Source organism: Eubacterium sp. CAG:161 (genome assembly GCF_000432355.1).
Classification (GTDB): domain Bacteria; phylum Bacillota; class Clostridia; order Lachnospirales; family Lachnospiraceae; genus Eubacterium_G; species Eubacterium_G segne.
Genome location: NZ_HF991872.1, coordinates 223,446 through 237,994, shown reverse-complemented (window position 1 = coordinate 237,994; position 14,549 = coordinate 223,446). Strand labels below are relative to the sequence as shown.

The following is a 14,549-nucleotide window of genomic DNA, read 5'->3' as shown; positions in this document are numbered from 1 at the left end:
GGAAGGATAAATTATGCTGTCAGAAGAGAGAAAAAGAAATTTAGAAACAGGAAACAGGGTTAGGGAAATACGAAATGGTATGGACTACACTCAGACTGCAATGGCAAATGAATTAGATGTTTCTCTTTCTGCCTATAAAAAAATTGAGTCAGGAACTATGGCAATAACCATAAATATGCTAAAAACGTTAAACGAAAAGTTTGGAGTCTCTGCAGATTACATATTATTTGGTAAAGAAGAACATATTGAAGACATTGACGAATTTGTAGATAGTCTGTCCGAAGAGGAGGGCAGGGAAATCTATGAGGAGTTAATAGATTATTTTGTTAATCAAAAAAAGAAAACTTATATAGTAAAATAGTATTGTATAAAAAATGCTTTTCTGCTATAATATTTTCAATTTGTGCATAGGTAAGTTATGCACATTACAAAAGAATATATATCTTAAATTAAACTTACGAAAGGAAATACATTTATGAACGCTTTTCTAATCTTAGAAGACGGTACAGTCTTTAAAGGAACATCTATTGGATCTACAAAAGAAATTATTTCAGAAATAGTATTTAATACCTCAATGTGGGGATATTTAGAAGTGCTTACTGATCCCAGCTATGCAGGACAGGCAGTATGCATGACATATCCGCTTATTGGTAATTACGGTATTTGCCATGAAGATATGGAATCACTTAAACCATGGCCTGATGGTTACATAGTACATGAATTAAGCCGTATGCCAAGTAACTTCAGAAGTGATGATACCATCCAGCACTTTTTGGAGGAACATGATATTCCGGGAATCGCCGGCATTGATACAAGAGCCCTTACAAAGATTCTTCGTGAAAAGGGTACAATGAACGGTATGATTACCACTAATGAAAATTATAATTTAGACGAGGTATTACCTAAGATAAAAGAATATACAGTTACAGGAGTTGTTAAGAAAGTATCCTGTACAGAGAAAAAAGTTTTAAAGGGTGATGGATTTAACGTAGCTTTACTTGATATTGGAGCTAAAAATAATATTGCAAAGTCCCTTAATAAGAGAGGATGCAATGTTACAATTTATCCATGTGATACACCTGCAGAAGAAATTATTGCAGCTAATCCGGACGGAATAATGTTATCAAACGGACCGGGAGATCCAAAAGAATGCGTTTATCAAATTGAACAGATTAGAAAGTTATATGATACAGATATACCAATATTTGCCATATGCTTAGGTCATCAGCTGATGGCTTTAGCTACAGGGGCAGATACAAAGAAAATGAAATATGGACACAGAGGAGGAAACCATCCTGTTAAGGATATAGATTCAGGAAGAGTTTATATTTCATCCCAGAATCACGGATATATGGTAGATGGAGATACTATTAATCCGGATGTGGCAAAGGTTGCCTTTGTAAATGTAAATGATAAGACAGTAGAAGGTTTAAGATATATTAATAAGAATATTTTTACGGTTCAGTTCCATCCGGAAGCATGTCCGGGACCACAGGATTCGGATACACTTTTTGATGAATTTATCAATATGATGGAGGTGAGAAAAAATGCCTAGAGATACCAGAATAAAGAAAGTATTAGTTATTGGCTCAGGTCCTATTGTTATAGGTCAGGCAGCAGAATTTGATTACGCCGGAACACAGGCATGCCGTTCTTTAAAAGAAGAAGGCATTGAAGTAGTATTACTTAACTCAAACCCTGCTACAATTATGACAGATAAGGATATTGCAGATGAGGTCTATATTGAACCTCTTACAGTGCCGGTACTTAAGAAAGTTATAGAAAAAGAAAAACCTGACAGTATTCTTCCAACCCTTGGTGGACAGGCAGGACTTAACCTTGCCATGGAAATTGCTGAAACGGGATTTTTAGAGGAACATAACTGCAGACTTATAGGTACAACATCACAGACTATTAAGAAAGCAGAAGACCGTCTTGAATTTAAGGAAACAATGGAGAAAATCGGCGAGCCATGTGCTCCGTCTTTAGTTGTTGAAAATGTGGAAGACGGTATAGAATTTACCAACAAGATTGGATATCCGGTAGTTCTTCGTCCGGCATATACCCTTGGTGGCAGTGGCGGTGGTATCGCTCACAATCAGTTTGAATTAGTTGAGATTCTTGAAAACGGATTAAGACTTAGCCGTGTAGGTCAGGTTTTAGTAGAAAGATGTATTGCAGGATGGAAGGAAGTAGAGTACGAAGTTATGCGTGACTCTGCAGGAAACTGCATTACAGTATGTAACATGGAAAATATTGACCCTGTTGGTGTACATACAGGTGACAGTATAGTTGTTGCACCGTCTCAGACATTAGGAGATAAAGAGCATCAGATGCTTAGAACATCAGCTCTTAACATTATAAATGAATTAAACATTACAGGTGGATGTAACGTTCAGTATGCACTTCATCCTGAAAGCTTTGAGTATTGCGTAATTGAGGTAAACCCTAGAGTTAGCCGTTCATCAGCATTAGCATCAAAGGCTACAGGTTATCCTATTGCCAAGGTTGCTGCAAAGATTGCTTTAGGTTACACTCTTGACGAAATTAAGAATGCAATTACTCAGAAAACATATGCAAGTTTTGAGCCTACACTGGATTACTGTGTAGTAAAAATCCCAAGACTTCCATTTGATAAGTTTATTACAGCCAGCAGAAAGCTTACTACCCAGATGAAGGCTACCGGTGAGGTTATGAGTATCTGTAACAACTTTGAAGGTGCTTTAATGAAGGCTATACGTTCACTTGAGCAGCATGTTGAATGTCTTCTTGATTATGATTTCTCAAAATTAAGTGATTCAGAATTAGAAGATATGCTTCACAAAGTTGATGACAGACGTATCTGGGTTATTGCAGAGGCATTAAGACGTGGTGTAAGTTACGACCACATTCATGAAGTTACCATGATAGACAAGTGGTTTATAGACAAACTTGCCATTATTGTGGAAATGGAAAATGCGTTAAAGAACGGGCCTCTTACACCGGAACTGTTAAAGGAAGCAAAGAGAATTGAATTCCCTGATACTGTAATTAGCAGACTTACAGGAAAAAGCGAAGAAGAAATTAAAAACATGCGTTACGATAACAATATTGTGGCTGCATATAAGATAGTTGATACATGTGCTGCTGAATTTAAGGCAGCAACTCCATACTATTATTCAGTATATGGAGGGGAAAATGAATCAGTTGAAACAAACCCGCCAAAGAAGGTATTGGTTTTAGGTTCAGGTCCTATCCGTATCGGTCAGGGTATAGAATTTGACTTCTGTTCTGTACATTGTACATGGGCATTTAAAGAAGAAGGATTTGAAACAATTATAGTAAATAATAACCCTGAAACAGTTTCAACTGACTTTGATATAGCTGATAAGCTTTACTTTGAACCACTTACGCCGGAAGATGTTGAAAACATTGTAAACATTGAAAAACCGGATGGAGCGGTAGTTCAGTTTGGTGGACAGACAGCTATTAAGCTGACAGAATCTCTTATGAAGATGGGGGTTCCTATTCTTGGTACAAAGGCTGAGGATGTTGATGCCGCTGAAGATAGAGAGTTGTTTGACGAAATTCTTGAACAGTGCAAGATTCCAAGACCTACAGGGGGAACTGTATTTACTGCGGAAGAAGCTAAGAATGTAGCTAACAGACTGGGATATCCCGTACTTGTAAGACCTTCGTATGTTCTTGGAGGACAGGGAATGCAAATAGCAACCTGCGACCAGGAAGTTGAGGAATTTATGGAAATTATCAACAGAATAGCTCAGGATCATCCTATTTTGGTAGATAAGTATCTTCAGGGTACTGAGGTGGAAGTTGATGCAATTTGTGATGGAGAAGATATATTAATTCCAGGTGTAATGGAACATATTGAAAGAGCCGGAGTTCATTCAGGTGACAGTATTTCAGTATATCCTGCATATTCATTGTCACAAAAGATTATAGATACAATTGAAGACTATACAAGAAAACTTGCCATGTCACTTCATGTAAAGGGAATGATAAACATTCAGTTTATTGTATGTGACGGAAAGGTTTATGTAATTGAGGTTAATCCTCGTTCATCAAGAACAGTGCCGTACATTAGCAAAGTAACAGGTATTCCAATTGTAAAACTTGCTACAAAATGTATTATCGGTCACAAGATAAAAGAATTAGGATACAAGCCGGGATTACAGCCTAAGGCAGATTATTATGCAATAAAGATGCCGGTATTCTCATTTGAAAAAATACGAGGAGCAGAAACAAGTCTTGGACCTGAAATGAAGTCAACAGGTGAATGCCTTGGTATTGCAAAGACCTTTAATGAGGCACTGTATAAGGCATTCCTTGGAGCAGGTGTTGTACTTCCAAAGCATAAGAAAATAATTATTTCAGTTAAGGATGCAGACAAGCAGGAAGTTGTTCCACTTGCCCAGCGTTTTGAAAAATTAGGATATGAAGTATATGCTACAAGAACTACAGCAGAGGTTCTTCGTGAAAACGGAGTAAATGCAATAAAGGTTAATAAGATACATCAGGAAGCACCAACAGTAATGGATTTGCTTCTTGAACATAAGATTGATATTGTAATTGATACACCTACTCAGGGAAGAGATAAGAGCCGTGACGGTTTCCTTATTAGAAGAACATCTATAGAAACCGGTGTAAACTGTTTTACAAGCTTAGATACGGTGGATGCTTTACTTACAAGCTTAGAAAGCGATGCAAAGGAAAATCTTACATTAGTAGATATAGCTACATTGTAATTAAAATGGCATAGAAGAATGACTGTCTCACACGGCAGTCATTTTTACTGTGGTTTTGTATACAGGTAATAACATTATACTTGCATAATAATAGAAAATAACTTATGCTAGTAGTATATGTGGTAAATTGAAAAGGGTTTATACCACAATATAATTTGCATTTTAGCAGATAACAGGAGGAAGATAATGGATTATAATAAGGCTAAAGAGTTACTTGAAAAATATGGACAGGAACAGTTATTAAGGTACTATGATGAATTAAATGATGACCGGAAGGCATCACTTTTAAAGCAGATTGAAGGAATTGATTTTAGTCTTCTTGATTTAATTAAAGACAATTCAGAGGCAAAGAAGGGTGTTATTACACCCCTTGATTCAGCAGTAACCATTGAAGATATAGAAAAGAATAAAGAAAAATATACTAACATCGGTATTTCAGCTATTAAAGAAGGAAAGGTAGGAGCACTTCTTTTAGCAGGTGGTATGGGTACAAGACTTGGTTCAGACAAGCCAAAGGGAATGTACAATATAGGACTTACTAAGGATGTTTACATTTTTGAAATGTTAATTAATAACCTTATGGATGTTGTAAACCAGTCAGGCACATGGGTTCCTCTCTACATTATGACCAGTGAGAAGAACAATGATGACACAATTAAATTCTTTGAAGAAAAGAATTATTTTGGTTACAACAAGAATTATGTTGATTTCTTTGTTCAGGAAATGGCACCGGCAGCATCCTTTGAAGGAAAGATTTACTTAGAGGATAAGGATAGAGTGTCTACATCACCAAACGGCAACGGCGGATGGTTTATTTCATTTGTAAATGCAGGACTTGCAAAGAAGGCTAAAGAAGCAGGTGTTGAATACATTAACGTATTTGCTGTTGACAATGTATGTCAGAGAATGGCTGATCCATGCTTTGTAGGTGCAATGATTGACGGTGGATACCGCTCAGCTTCAAAGGTTGTATCAAAGGCTACACCGGAAGAAAAAGTAGGTGTTTTATGCTTAGAAGACGGAAAGCCATCTATTGTAGAATACTATGAACTTACAGAAGAAATGAGATACCAGAAGAAAGAGGATGGAGATTTAGCATATAAGTATGGTGTTATTTTAAACTATCTCTTTAACATGGAAGATTTGGAAAAGAACCTTAACAGCAATTTAGTAGTTCATGTTGTAAAGAAGAAGGTTCCATATATAAATGAAGCAGGCGAAAAGATTAAGCCGGAAACAGAAAACGGATATAAATTTGAAACATTGGTTCTTGATATGGTTCATATGATGGATAACTGTTTAGCCTATGAAGTAGTAAGAGAAAAAGAATTTGCACCAATTAAGAACAAGACAGGAGTGGATTCAGTAGATTCTGCAAGAGAACTTTTGAAATTAAATGGAGTAGAATTATAATTTCACCGGAAAAGTTATTGTCCCGGTGAAAAATGTTAATATGTTTACCAGAATTAGAAGACGGAGTTAATAACCATGAAAAAAATACTTGAACTTATTACGGAAGAAATTAAAAAGGCATTTGAAGAATGTCAGTACGACAAAAAGTTAGGAAAAGTTGTTGTATCAAACAGACCTGACTTATGTCAGTACCAGTGTAATGGTGCCATGGCAGGTGCTAAGTTATACCATAAGGCACCTATTATGATAGCCAATGATGTTGTGGAAAAAATTAAGGAAAGCAAAATGTTCTCTTTAGTGGAAGCAGTTAATCCCGGTTTCATTAATATGAACTTAAATAATGAATTTGTTGCGCAGTACCTTAATGAAATGAAAAATGCACAGAAATTAGGCTGTGAAAATGAAAAGGAACAGACTATTGTTGTGGACTACGGTGGAGCTAATGTGGCAAAACCTCTTCATATAGGACATCTTCGTTCAGCAGTAATTGGTGAAAGTGTAAAAAGAATAACCAGATATATGGGAAATAAGGTTATAGGTGATGTTCATTTAGGAGACTGGGGTCTTCAAATGGGGCTTATAATTACAGAGCTTAAATGCAGAAAGCCGGATCTAGTATATTTTGATGAAAATTATACAGGGGAATATCCAAAAGAAGCACCTTTTGACATAACAGAGCTGGAGGAAATTTATCCTTGTGCCAGCAAAAAATCAAAGGAAGATGAAGCTTTTAAGGAAGAAGCTCATGAAGCTACTTTAAAGCTCCAGACAGGTTACGCACCGTACACAGCTATCTGGAAGCATATAATGGAAATTTCAAAGGCAGATTTAAAAAAGAATTATGATAATCTTGATGTGGAATTTGACTTATGGAAAGGTGAAAGTGATGCCCAGCCGTATATTCCGGGTCTAATTCAGGATTTAATTGACAAAGGTCTTGCATATGAAAGTCAGGGAGCTTTGGTTGTAGATATAGCAGAGGAAGGAGACAGCAAGGAACTTCCACCGTGCATCGTAAGAAAATCAGACGGAGCAGCACTTTATGCTACTTCTGATATTGCAACTTTAGTTCAAAGGGAACAGGATTTTCATCCTGACAAATATGTTTATTTAGCAGATAAGAGACAGGATTTACACTATACACAGTTCTTCCGCGTTGCAAAGAAGGCAGGAATTGTAAAGCCTGAAACAGAGCTTGTATTTATTGGATTTGGTACTATGAATGGAAAGGACGGAAAGCCGTTTAAAACAAGAGAAGGTGGCGTAATGCGTCTTGAAAACCTCATAGCCCAGATTAATGATGCAGTTTATAACAAAATCATGGAAAACCGTTCAGTTAGTGAAGAAGAGGCAAAGGAAACTGCAAGAATAGTAGGACTTGCCGCTCTTAAGTATGGTGATTTGTCTAACCAGGCATCTAAGGATTATATTTTTGATATAGACCGTTTTGCATCCTTTGAAGGAAATACCGGACCATATGTTTTGTATACAATTGTCCGTATTAAGTCTATTATTGAAAAGTATAAGGCTGAAAATGGAAATATAAGTGATTTAACAATTAAGGCTTATGACAATCCGGAACAGATTCAGTTAATGCTTGAAATAGCAAAGGCAAACGAAGTTATTGAAAATGCAGCTAAGGAATTGGCGCCTCATAAGATTTGTTCATATGTTTATGATTTATCTAACGCATTTAACAGATTTTATCATGGAACAAAGATTTTAGCAGAAGAAGATGGTGATAAGAAGGCATCTTATATTGCTCTTATTACCCTTACAAAGGAAGTTCTTGAAACATGTATAGATTTACTTGGATTTAAGGCACCGGATAGAATGTAAATATTAATTTGTAATAAAAATATCCCAATGGAAATTAGTGAAAACACAAAATCCATTGGGATGTTTTTATAAGTTTAAACTACTGTGCTGTTGTTTCTTCAGCAGTAGTTTCTTCTACAGTTGTAGATTCTTCAGCAGTAGCTTTCTCAGATGTAGTTTCTGATGATGCAGTAGTTGTATCAACGGAAGTATCACCTTTGACATTCTTGTCGCCGTTCTGTATTAATTTGCTTCTAAGGCTTTCTAATTCAGACTGGCTAAGCTCAACGTGAGTTGTAGCAACAGGTGGTGTATACATACCTGTGGCAACTGCTATTGAATAGCCGATATATACAACAAAAGCAACACCTACAAGAGTAACAATGGCATAAGATAATATTTTCTTTGCACTGCCTTTCTTTTTGTTATTCTTACGATTGTACTTTTCCTGTTTGTATCGATCAACTTTTGCCTGACTCATTCCTATGTACCTCTCATAATATTTATTATTACTGACACCTATAGTGCCCCATACCTTTTACTAGTATAAAACAAAAATGGTTGTAAAACAAGTGTCATTTGAGATATAATGATTGTTACGTGATTAAATTAACAGGATGGATTTATTATGAAAACCTATGATGTGATTATTTTTGATTTAGACGGAACTCTTAGTGATTCAGGAGAAGGAATTACTAAATCGGCCCAGTATGCATTGTCTAAGTTTGGCATAAATAAGGAACCTGATGATTTGAAGCATTTTGTAGGACCACCTCTTAAGGAAGAGTTTAAAAATGCTTATAATTTTTCAGATGAGGATGCTGCTAAAGCAGTGGAATATTACAGAGAAAGATATAAACCTATAGGCATATATGAAACTTCGTTATACAAGGATGGAGACATTATGCTTAAAAGATTAAAGGATGCAGGAAAGTATCTGGCCATTGCCACATCTAAGCCACAGGCTATGGCGGAAGAAGTTTTGAGATATTTAGGAATTTATGATTATTTCGATAAAATTATGGGAGCAGACCTTATAGGACCGAGACAAAGTAAACAGTCAGTGTTAGAGGCTTTATTTAAAAAAATAGAAAATAAAGACAGGTCTAAATATATAATGATTGGTGATACTAAATTTGATATAATCGGTGCTAATTTAATGAAAATTGATTCTTTAGGTGTTTCTTACGGATATGGCAACAAAAAAGAAATGCTTGAGTTAGGAGCACTTAAGGTTTTAGATTCCACGAAAGAAATAGCAGACTTTCTGCTTAATTAAATTACACAGGTATAGAGAGGAGAACAGATGGATAGTAAAAAGAGAGAAAGGGTAACTATAGGTCGTATATGGGGGCTTATTTATCCTATGTTACTGTATTTAGGTGTAACCTTTGCAGTTGAATTTATATTTATGATTGCGGTGGCAGTGCTGGGTATTTCCAGGTATGGAGCTACTGATCAGGCACAATTATATGACTTTATTATGAATGCAACCATGAGTCAGGCTTTGTCAATGACATTGTTAGCAGGACTTGCAACAGCACCGATACTTATATTTATTTATATTCGTGACAATAATAAGGACAGAAGAAATGGTACCTTTGTAAAATATAAGTTAAATAATATTTTGAAATATTTACTTATAATTCCTTTTGGAGCATTTAATATGTTGTGGGCTAACTATTTTGTAGCATTACTTCAGCTTGTAATGCCTAAGTTTATGTTAGAAAGCTACACAGATACCCAGCAGATAATTGAGGGAGGCGGATTTCTGATACAGTTGTTGACAGCGGGAATCGTTGCACCTATTGTAGAGGAACTTATATTCAGAGGTCTTGTATACAGAAGAACGAAAAAAATGACAGGAACCATTGCAGCGGCAATACTTTCAGCTGCATTATTCGGAGTGTTCCATGGCAACTGGGTTCAGGCTCCTTATGCATTTATTATTGGCATAGTGGCAGTGTTTGTGTATGAGAAGTTTAAATCCATTGTGGCACCAATAATGTTGCATATGTCAGCAAATATTTTGTCAGTCCTTATAATGACCATGACATCATCAGATACACCTACAGTAGATAGCTTAAACATTGATACATTATCATATGTTTCATCCCTTATAATTTTCATATTTATAACGGGAGTTTTAGCAGCTGTGTTTGGAGTTATTATATGGAATAAGGTAAACCCGGTGGCAATAAATGCCAAAAAAGAAAATGAGATTTAAGGAGAAGAATAATGAAGTTATTAACAGTTACTATACCATGCTATAATTCCAGTGAATATATGGAAAAAAGCATAAGAAGTGCCTTAACAGGAGGCGACAGAGTTGAGATTATCGTGGTAGATGACGGCTCAAGTGATAATACACTGGAGATTGCCAACAAATACCAGAAAAAATTCCCTGACATTATAAAGGTTGTTCATCAGGAAAACGGTGGACATGGAGAAGCAGTAAATACAGGTATTAAAAATGCCACGGGATTATATTTTAAGGTGTTAGACAGTGATGACTGCTTAGGAAAAAAAGCATTAGAGAAGGTGCTGGATTTATTAGAAGATATGGTATCAAAGGATGCAGGTCTTGATATGTTAGTATCTAACTTTATGTATGACAAGCAGGGAACAAAGCACAAGAAAATCATGAAATACAAAAGTGCAATGCCTGTTAACAGAATGTTTGGATGGGATGAATTAAAATTCGGCATGACACAGTATCTTTTAATGCATTCAGTAATTTACCGTACAAAAATATTAAGGGAATGTGGAATGGTCCTTCCGAAGCATACATTTTATGTTGATAATATTTATGTATTCCAGCCACTGCCATATGTAAAGAATATTTATTATTTAGATGTATGTCTTTACAAATACTTTATAGGAAGAGATGATCAGTCTGTTCAGGAATCAATTATGATAAAGAGATTAGATCAGCAGTATCGTGTTACCAGATTAATGCTTGAAATTTACAATAATTCAAAAATTGACCATGAAAACATTGATAAGGCAATGGTTCATTACTTTGATATGATGATGTGTGTATCTTCCATATTATCTATCAGGGAAGGTTCAAAGCAAAGACTTGATGATAAGGAAAAATTGTGGAAGGATGTTAAGGAAAGCAACCCTGGACTTTATGAAAAGGTAAGGAAATCGATATTAGGAAGAACAATGAACTTACCGGGAAAGGCAGGACGACAGATTTCAGTTATAGGATATAAGATTGCAAACAAGTTTGTAGGATTTAACTAAAAAATAAGGGAAAGCACAAAAAACGTGCCTTCCCTTATTTTTTTCTTCTTTTATTAAGAAAATATAAAACCTGATGCTGATGTGGGTCTTTAACCACAGGAGTAGGAAAATCTACATTTCTAAACCACCATTTAAATACCACAAAATACAATACCGTTGCTAAAAGAATACCGCATATAACATCAATTACCGAATGCTGTTTTAAAAACATGGTAGATAAGCATATCAGTACAGATAGTATAAGGGACAGATGTTTAATTGTCTGTCGCGGTATCAGCTCCTTCATATGAGGGCTTTTAACCAGACATATATGAGTTGCTATTGTGGCAAAAACATGTATGCTTGGACATACATTGGTTGGTGTATCCTTATCATATAAAAAATGTACCAAATCAATTAATATATTGCTTCTAGACACATTATCAAGTCTAAGTTCAAGACCGTTGGGATAAAGGGTACATACCAAAAGTGCAATTGTCATTCCCGTAAATTCATATGCACAAATTCTGTAAAATTCGTTTTTGGAATGATAAAACAGAAAAACGAAAACTGCCGGAACATATAAAAACCATAACAAATACGGTATAACGAACCATTCACAAAAAGGAATCATGTCATCTAGGGGACAATGTAAAATATGTAGTCCCGGGTAATCTGCCGATATATTCTTTTCTAACATAATAAACCAGGGCATATAGATGAACACGTACATAACCGGCCATATGTGCTTATATTTACGAAGTTCTTTCTTTAATTTAATCATAAGAAACCTTCTGTTTTTTATTTGTAATTCAGAGTATAAATCAGTGCCAACTCTCTATTTTTTTTACACAAAATAAAATTATCTGTTAAAATAAGTATGTGTGTAAAAAAGTACATACAACGGAAAGTATAACATTGTAAAAATGAAAAATAAAGAGGTATTTAGTTAAAATACAAAGTTATACACAATATATTATATGACCAAAATGGAAGGAAATGTTAAAGATGAACATAAACGGGATTATTGCAGAAGAATTAAAGGTAAAATTATGGCAGGTTGAGGCAGCAGTGAAATTAATAGATGAAGGAAATACAATTCCCTTTATTGCAAGATACAGAAAACCGGTTACGGGAGAATTAAATGACGAACAGCTAAGAGATTTAGATGAAAGATTGAAATATCTTAGAAATTTAGAGGAAAAGAAAAACACAGTTATTGCTTCCATTGAGGAACAGGGAAAAATGACTCCTGAACTTTTGAAAAAAATAGAAAAGGCTATGACAATAGTTGAAGTGGATGACATATACAGACCCTACAGACCAAAACGAAAAACAAGAGCCACGGAAGCTAAAGCTAAGGGATTAGAACCTTTGGCAATGATTTTTATGGCACAGATAAGCAGTAAAACTCCCCAGGAAGAGGCACAGGCTTTTGTAAATAAAGAAAAAGGCGTGGAAACCGTTGATGATGCAATTCAGGGAGCAAAGGATATTATTGCAGAATCAGTTTCAGATAATGCAGAGTTTAGGGATGCCATTAGAAATACAGTAATGAAACATGGGGAAATAGTGTCTGTTGCTAAAAATCTAGAAGAAAAAACACCATATGAAAATTATTACGATTATGTTGAGGGAGTAAATAAAATACCAGGACATAGAATACTGGCAATTAACCGCGGAGAAAAGGAAAAGGTATTAAATGTTAAGGTTGAAATGCCTGATGAAAATATAATAAAGGCATTAAATAAGGCGGTTATAACAAAACAGTCTGATTTTACACAGGTTATAAAGGACGCAGTGGAAGATGGTTACAAGCGTCTTATAAAGCCGGCAATTGAGCGTGAAGTAAGAAACAGCCTGACGGAAAAAGCAGAAGATGGGGCAATTGATGTATTTGGTGAGAACTTAAAGCAATTGCTTATGCAGCCGCCTATTATTGGAAAAAATGTTTTAGGATGGGACCCGGCATTTAGAACCGGTTGTAAGCTGGCAGTGGTTGATACTACAGGAAAGGTATTATACACTACAGTTATTTTCCCTACAGCACCGCAAAATAAGGTGGAAGAATCAAAGAAAGCTGTTCTTGATATAATAAAAAAATATAATGTTAGTCTTATATCCCTTGGAAATGGAACAGCATCAAGGGAATCAGAGGCAATTATTGTGGATATTATTAAGGAATGTCCTACAAAGGTAGAATATGTTATTGTAAATGAGGCGGGAGCCTCCGTATATTCTGCCAGTAAACTGGCAACAGAAGAATTTCCAAATTTTGATGTAGGTCAAAGAAGTGCCACATCTATGGCAAGAAGATTGCAGGATCCTTTGGCTGAGCTGGTTAAAATTGAGCCAAAGGCTATAGGTGTAGGGCAGTATCAGCATGACATGAACCAGAAAAAGTTAGAAGAAACCCTTGGAAACGTAGTAGAGGATTGTGTCAACAGTGTTGGTGTTGATTTAAATACTGCATCAGCTCCCCTTTTGGAATATATTTCAGGAATAAACAAAACTCTGGCAAAAAATATTGTGGAATATAGAGAAGAAAACGGACAGTTTAACAGCAGAAAGGAATTGCTTAAGGTTTCAAAATTAGGGCCAAAGGCATTTGAACAGTGTGCGGGATTTATGAGAATAAGAGACGGCATAGAACCTTTAGATTACACAAGTGTTCATCCTGAAAGCTATGCTGCCGCAAAGAAGCTTCTTAAGAAATACGGATATACTACATCAGATATTATATCCGGACAGGTGAAAATCTCAAAGGATGTTAAGGATTATAATAGTGTGGCTGAAGAAATAGGAACAGATAAAATCACTCTTAAGGATATGATATTGGAAATGGAACGCCCTGCAAGGGATCCAAGAGATGAAATGCCAAAGCCGATACTAAAAAGCGATGTATTAGACTTTGATGATTTAAAGGAAGGTATGGAATTAAAGGGAACAGTGAGAAACGTTATTGATTTTGGTGCCTTTGTAGATATAGGAGTTCATCAGGACGGACTTGTTCATATATCAGAAATGAGTGATAAATATATAAAACATCCATTGGATGTAGTGTCTGTCGGTGATGTGGTAAATGTAAGGGTATTAAGTGTTGATAAAGAGAGGAAGAGAATACAATTGTCAATGAAATTTTAAAAAAATAAAAAAAGTGCTTGACAATAATTGGATAAACGTATATATTAATAAGGCAGTTTGAATTCTGTATGGGATCTTAGCTCAGCTGGGAGAGCATCTGCCTTACAAGCAGGGGGTCACAGGTTCGAGCCCTGTAGGTCCCATTCATTTTCAAAAGATGCGAATTTAATATTTGGCGAGATAGCTCAGTTGGCTAGA

General features: G+C 35.6%; 11 protein-coding genes and 2 tRNA genes (1 of these 13 only partly in view). 11 read left to right on the top strand and 2 right to left on the bottom strand.

The window, feature by feature from the left end:
* Positions 1-13: 13 nt before the first annotated feature.
* From Q5O30_RS08920 to argS, 5 genes are all read left to right on the top strand, one after another.
* Positions 14-361, top strand: a complete 348-nt coding sequence (locus Q5O30_RS08920) for a helix-turn-helix domain-containing protein (protein ID WP_021953406.1) — start codon at positions 14-16, stop codon at positions 359-361.
* Positions 362-475: 114 nt separating this feature from the next.
* Positions 476-1,555 carry a carbamoyl phosphate synthase small subunit gene (locus Q5O30_RS08915; RefSeq protein WP_021953405.1) on the top strand — a complete coding sequence of 360 codons (1,080 nt, stop codon included), beginning with the start codon at positions 476-478 and terminating at the stop codon, positions 1,553-1,555.
* A complete protein-coding gene (gene carB / locus Q5O30_RS08910; protein ID WP_021953404.1) occupies positions 1,548-4,745 on the top strand; it encodes a carbamoyl-phosphate synthase large subunit in 3,198 nt (1,065 codons plus the stop codon). Before Q5O30_RS08915 ends, carB begins: the two co-directional genes overlap by 8 nt.
* A 186-nt stretch (positions 4,746-4,931) precedes the next feature.
* The gene (locus Q5O30_RS08905) at positions 4,932-6,158 is read left to right on the top strand and encodes a UTP--glucose-1-phosphate uridylyltransferase (RefSeq protein ID WP_021953403.1); all 1,227 of its coding nucleotides are present in this window, start codon (positions 4,932-4,934) and stop codon (positions 6,156-6,158) included.
* A 75-nt stretch (positions 6,159-6,233) separates the two neighbouring features.
* Positions 6,234-7,997 (top strand): arginine--tRNA ligase, encoded by a 1,764-nt coding sequence (gene argS / locus Q5O30_RS08900; protein ID WP_021953402.1) that lies wholly within the window; start codon positions 6,234-6,236, stop codon positions 7,995-7,997.
* A 79-nt stretch (positions 7,998-8,076) separates the two neighbouring features.
* Here argS and Q5O30_RS08895 read toward each other — a convergent pair whose 3' ends face one another.
* Positions 8,077-8,457 carry a hypothetical protein gene (locus Q5O30_RS08895; RefSeq protein WP_021953401.1) on the bottom strand — a complete coding sequence of 127 codons (381 nt, stop codon included), beginning with the start codon at positions 8,455-8,457 and terminating at the stop codon, positions 8,077-8,079.
* 147 nt (positions 8,458-8,604) lie between these two features.
* Between Q5O30_RS08895 and Q5O30_RS08890 the strand changes: the two genes are divergently transcribed.
* From Q5O30_RS08890 to Q5O30_RS08880, 3 genes are read left to right on the top strand one after another with little or no spacing between them, the layout of a single operon-like run.
* Positions 8,605-9,255 carry an HAD-IA family hydrolase gene (locus Q5O30_RS08890; RefSeq protein ID WP_021953400.1) on the top strand — a complete coding sequence of 217 codons (651 nt, stop codon included), beginning with the start codon at positions 8,605-8,607 and terminating at the stop codon, positions 9,253-9,255.
* Positions 9,256-9,282: 27 nt separating this feature from the next.
* On the top strand, positions 9,283-10,203 hold the full coding sequence (locus tag Q5O30_RS08885) for a CPBP family intramembrane glutamic endopeptidase (protein WP_021953399.1): 921 nt from the start codon (positions 9,283-9,285) through the stop codon (positions 10,201-10,203).
* A gap of 11 nt (positions 10,204-10,214) precedes the next feature.
* Positions 10,215-11,228 (top strand): glycosyltransferase family 2 protein, encoded by a 1,014-nt coding sequence (locus tag Q5O30_RS08880; protein WP_021953398.1) that lies wholly within the window; start codon positions 10,215-10,217, stop codon positions 11,226-11,228.
* 34 nt (positions 11,229-11,262) lie between these two features.
* Here the strand turns inward: Q5O30_RS08880 and Q5O30_RS08875 are convergent, their stop codons facing one another.
* Complete coding sequence (locus Q5O30_RS08875; protein WP_021953397.1) at positions 11,263-11,991, bottom strand: phosphatase PAP2 family protein; 729 nt, start codon at positions 11,989-11,991, stop codon at positions 11,263-11,265.
* Positions 11,992-12,215: 224 nt separating this feature from the next.
* Between Q5O30_RS08875 and Q5O30_RS08870 the strand changes: the two genes are divergently transcribed.
* From Q5O30_RS08870 to Q5O30_RS08860, 3 genes are all read left to right on the top strand, one after another.
* Positions 12,216-14,351 (top strand): Tex family protein, encoded by a 2,136-nt coding sequence (locus Q5O30_RS08870; protein ID WP_021953396.1) that lies wholly within the window; start codon positions 12,216-12,218, stop codon positions 14,349-14,351.
* Between the two features lie 70 nt (positions 14,352-14,421).
* A tRNA-Val gene (locus Q5O30_RS08865) sits at positions 14,422-14,494 on the top strand.
* 31 nt (positions 14,495-14,525) lie between these two features.
* A tRNA-Met gene (locus Q5O30_RS08860) sits at positions 14,526-14,549 on the top strand (it continues 74 nt past the right edge of the window).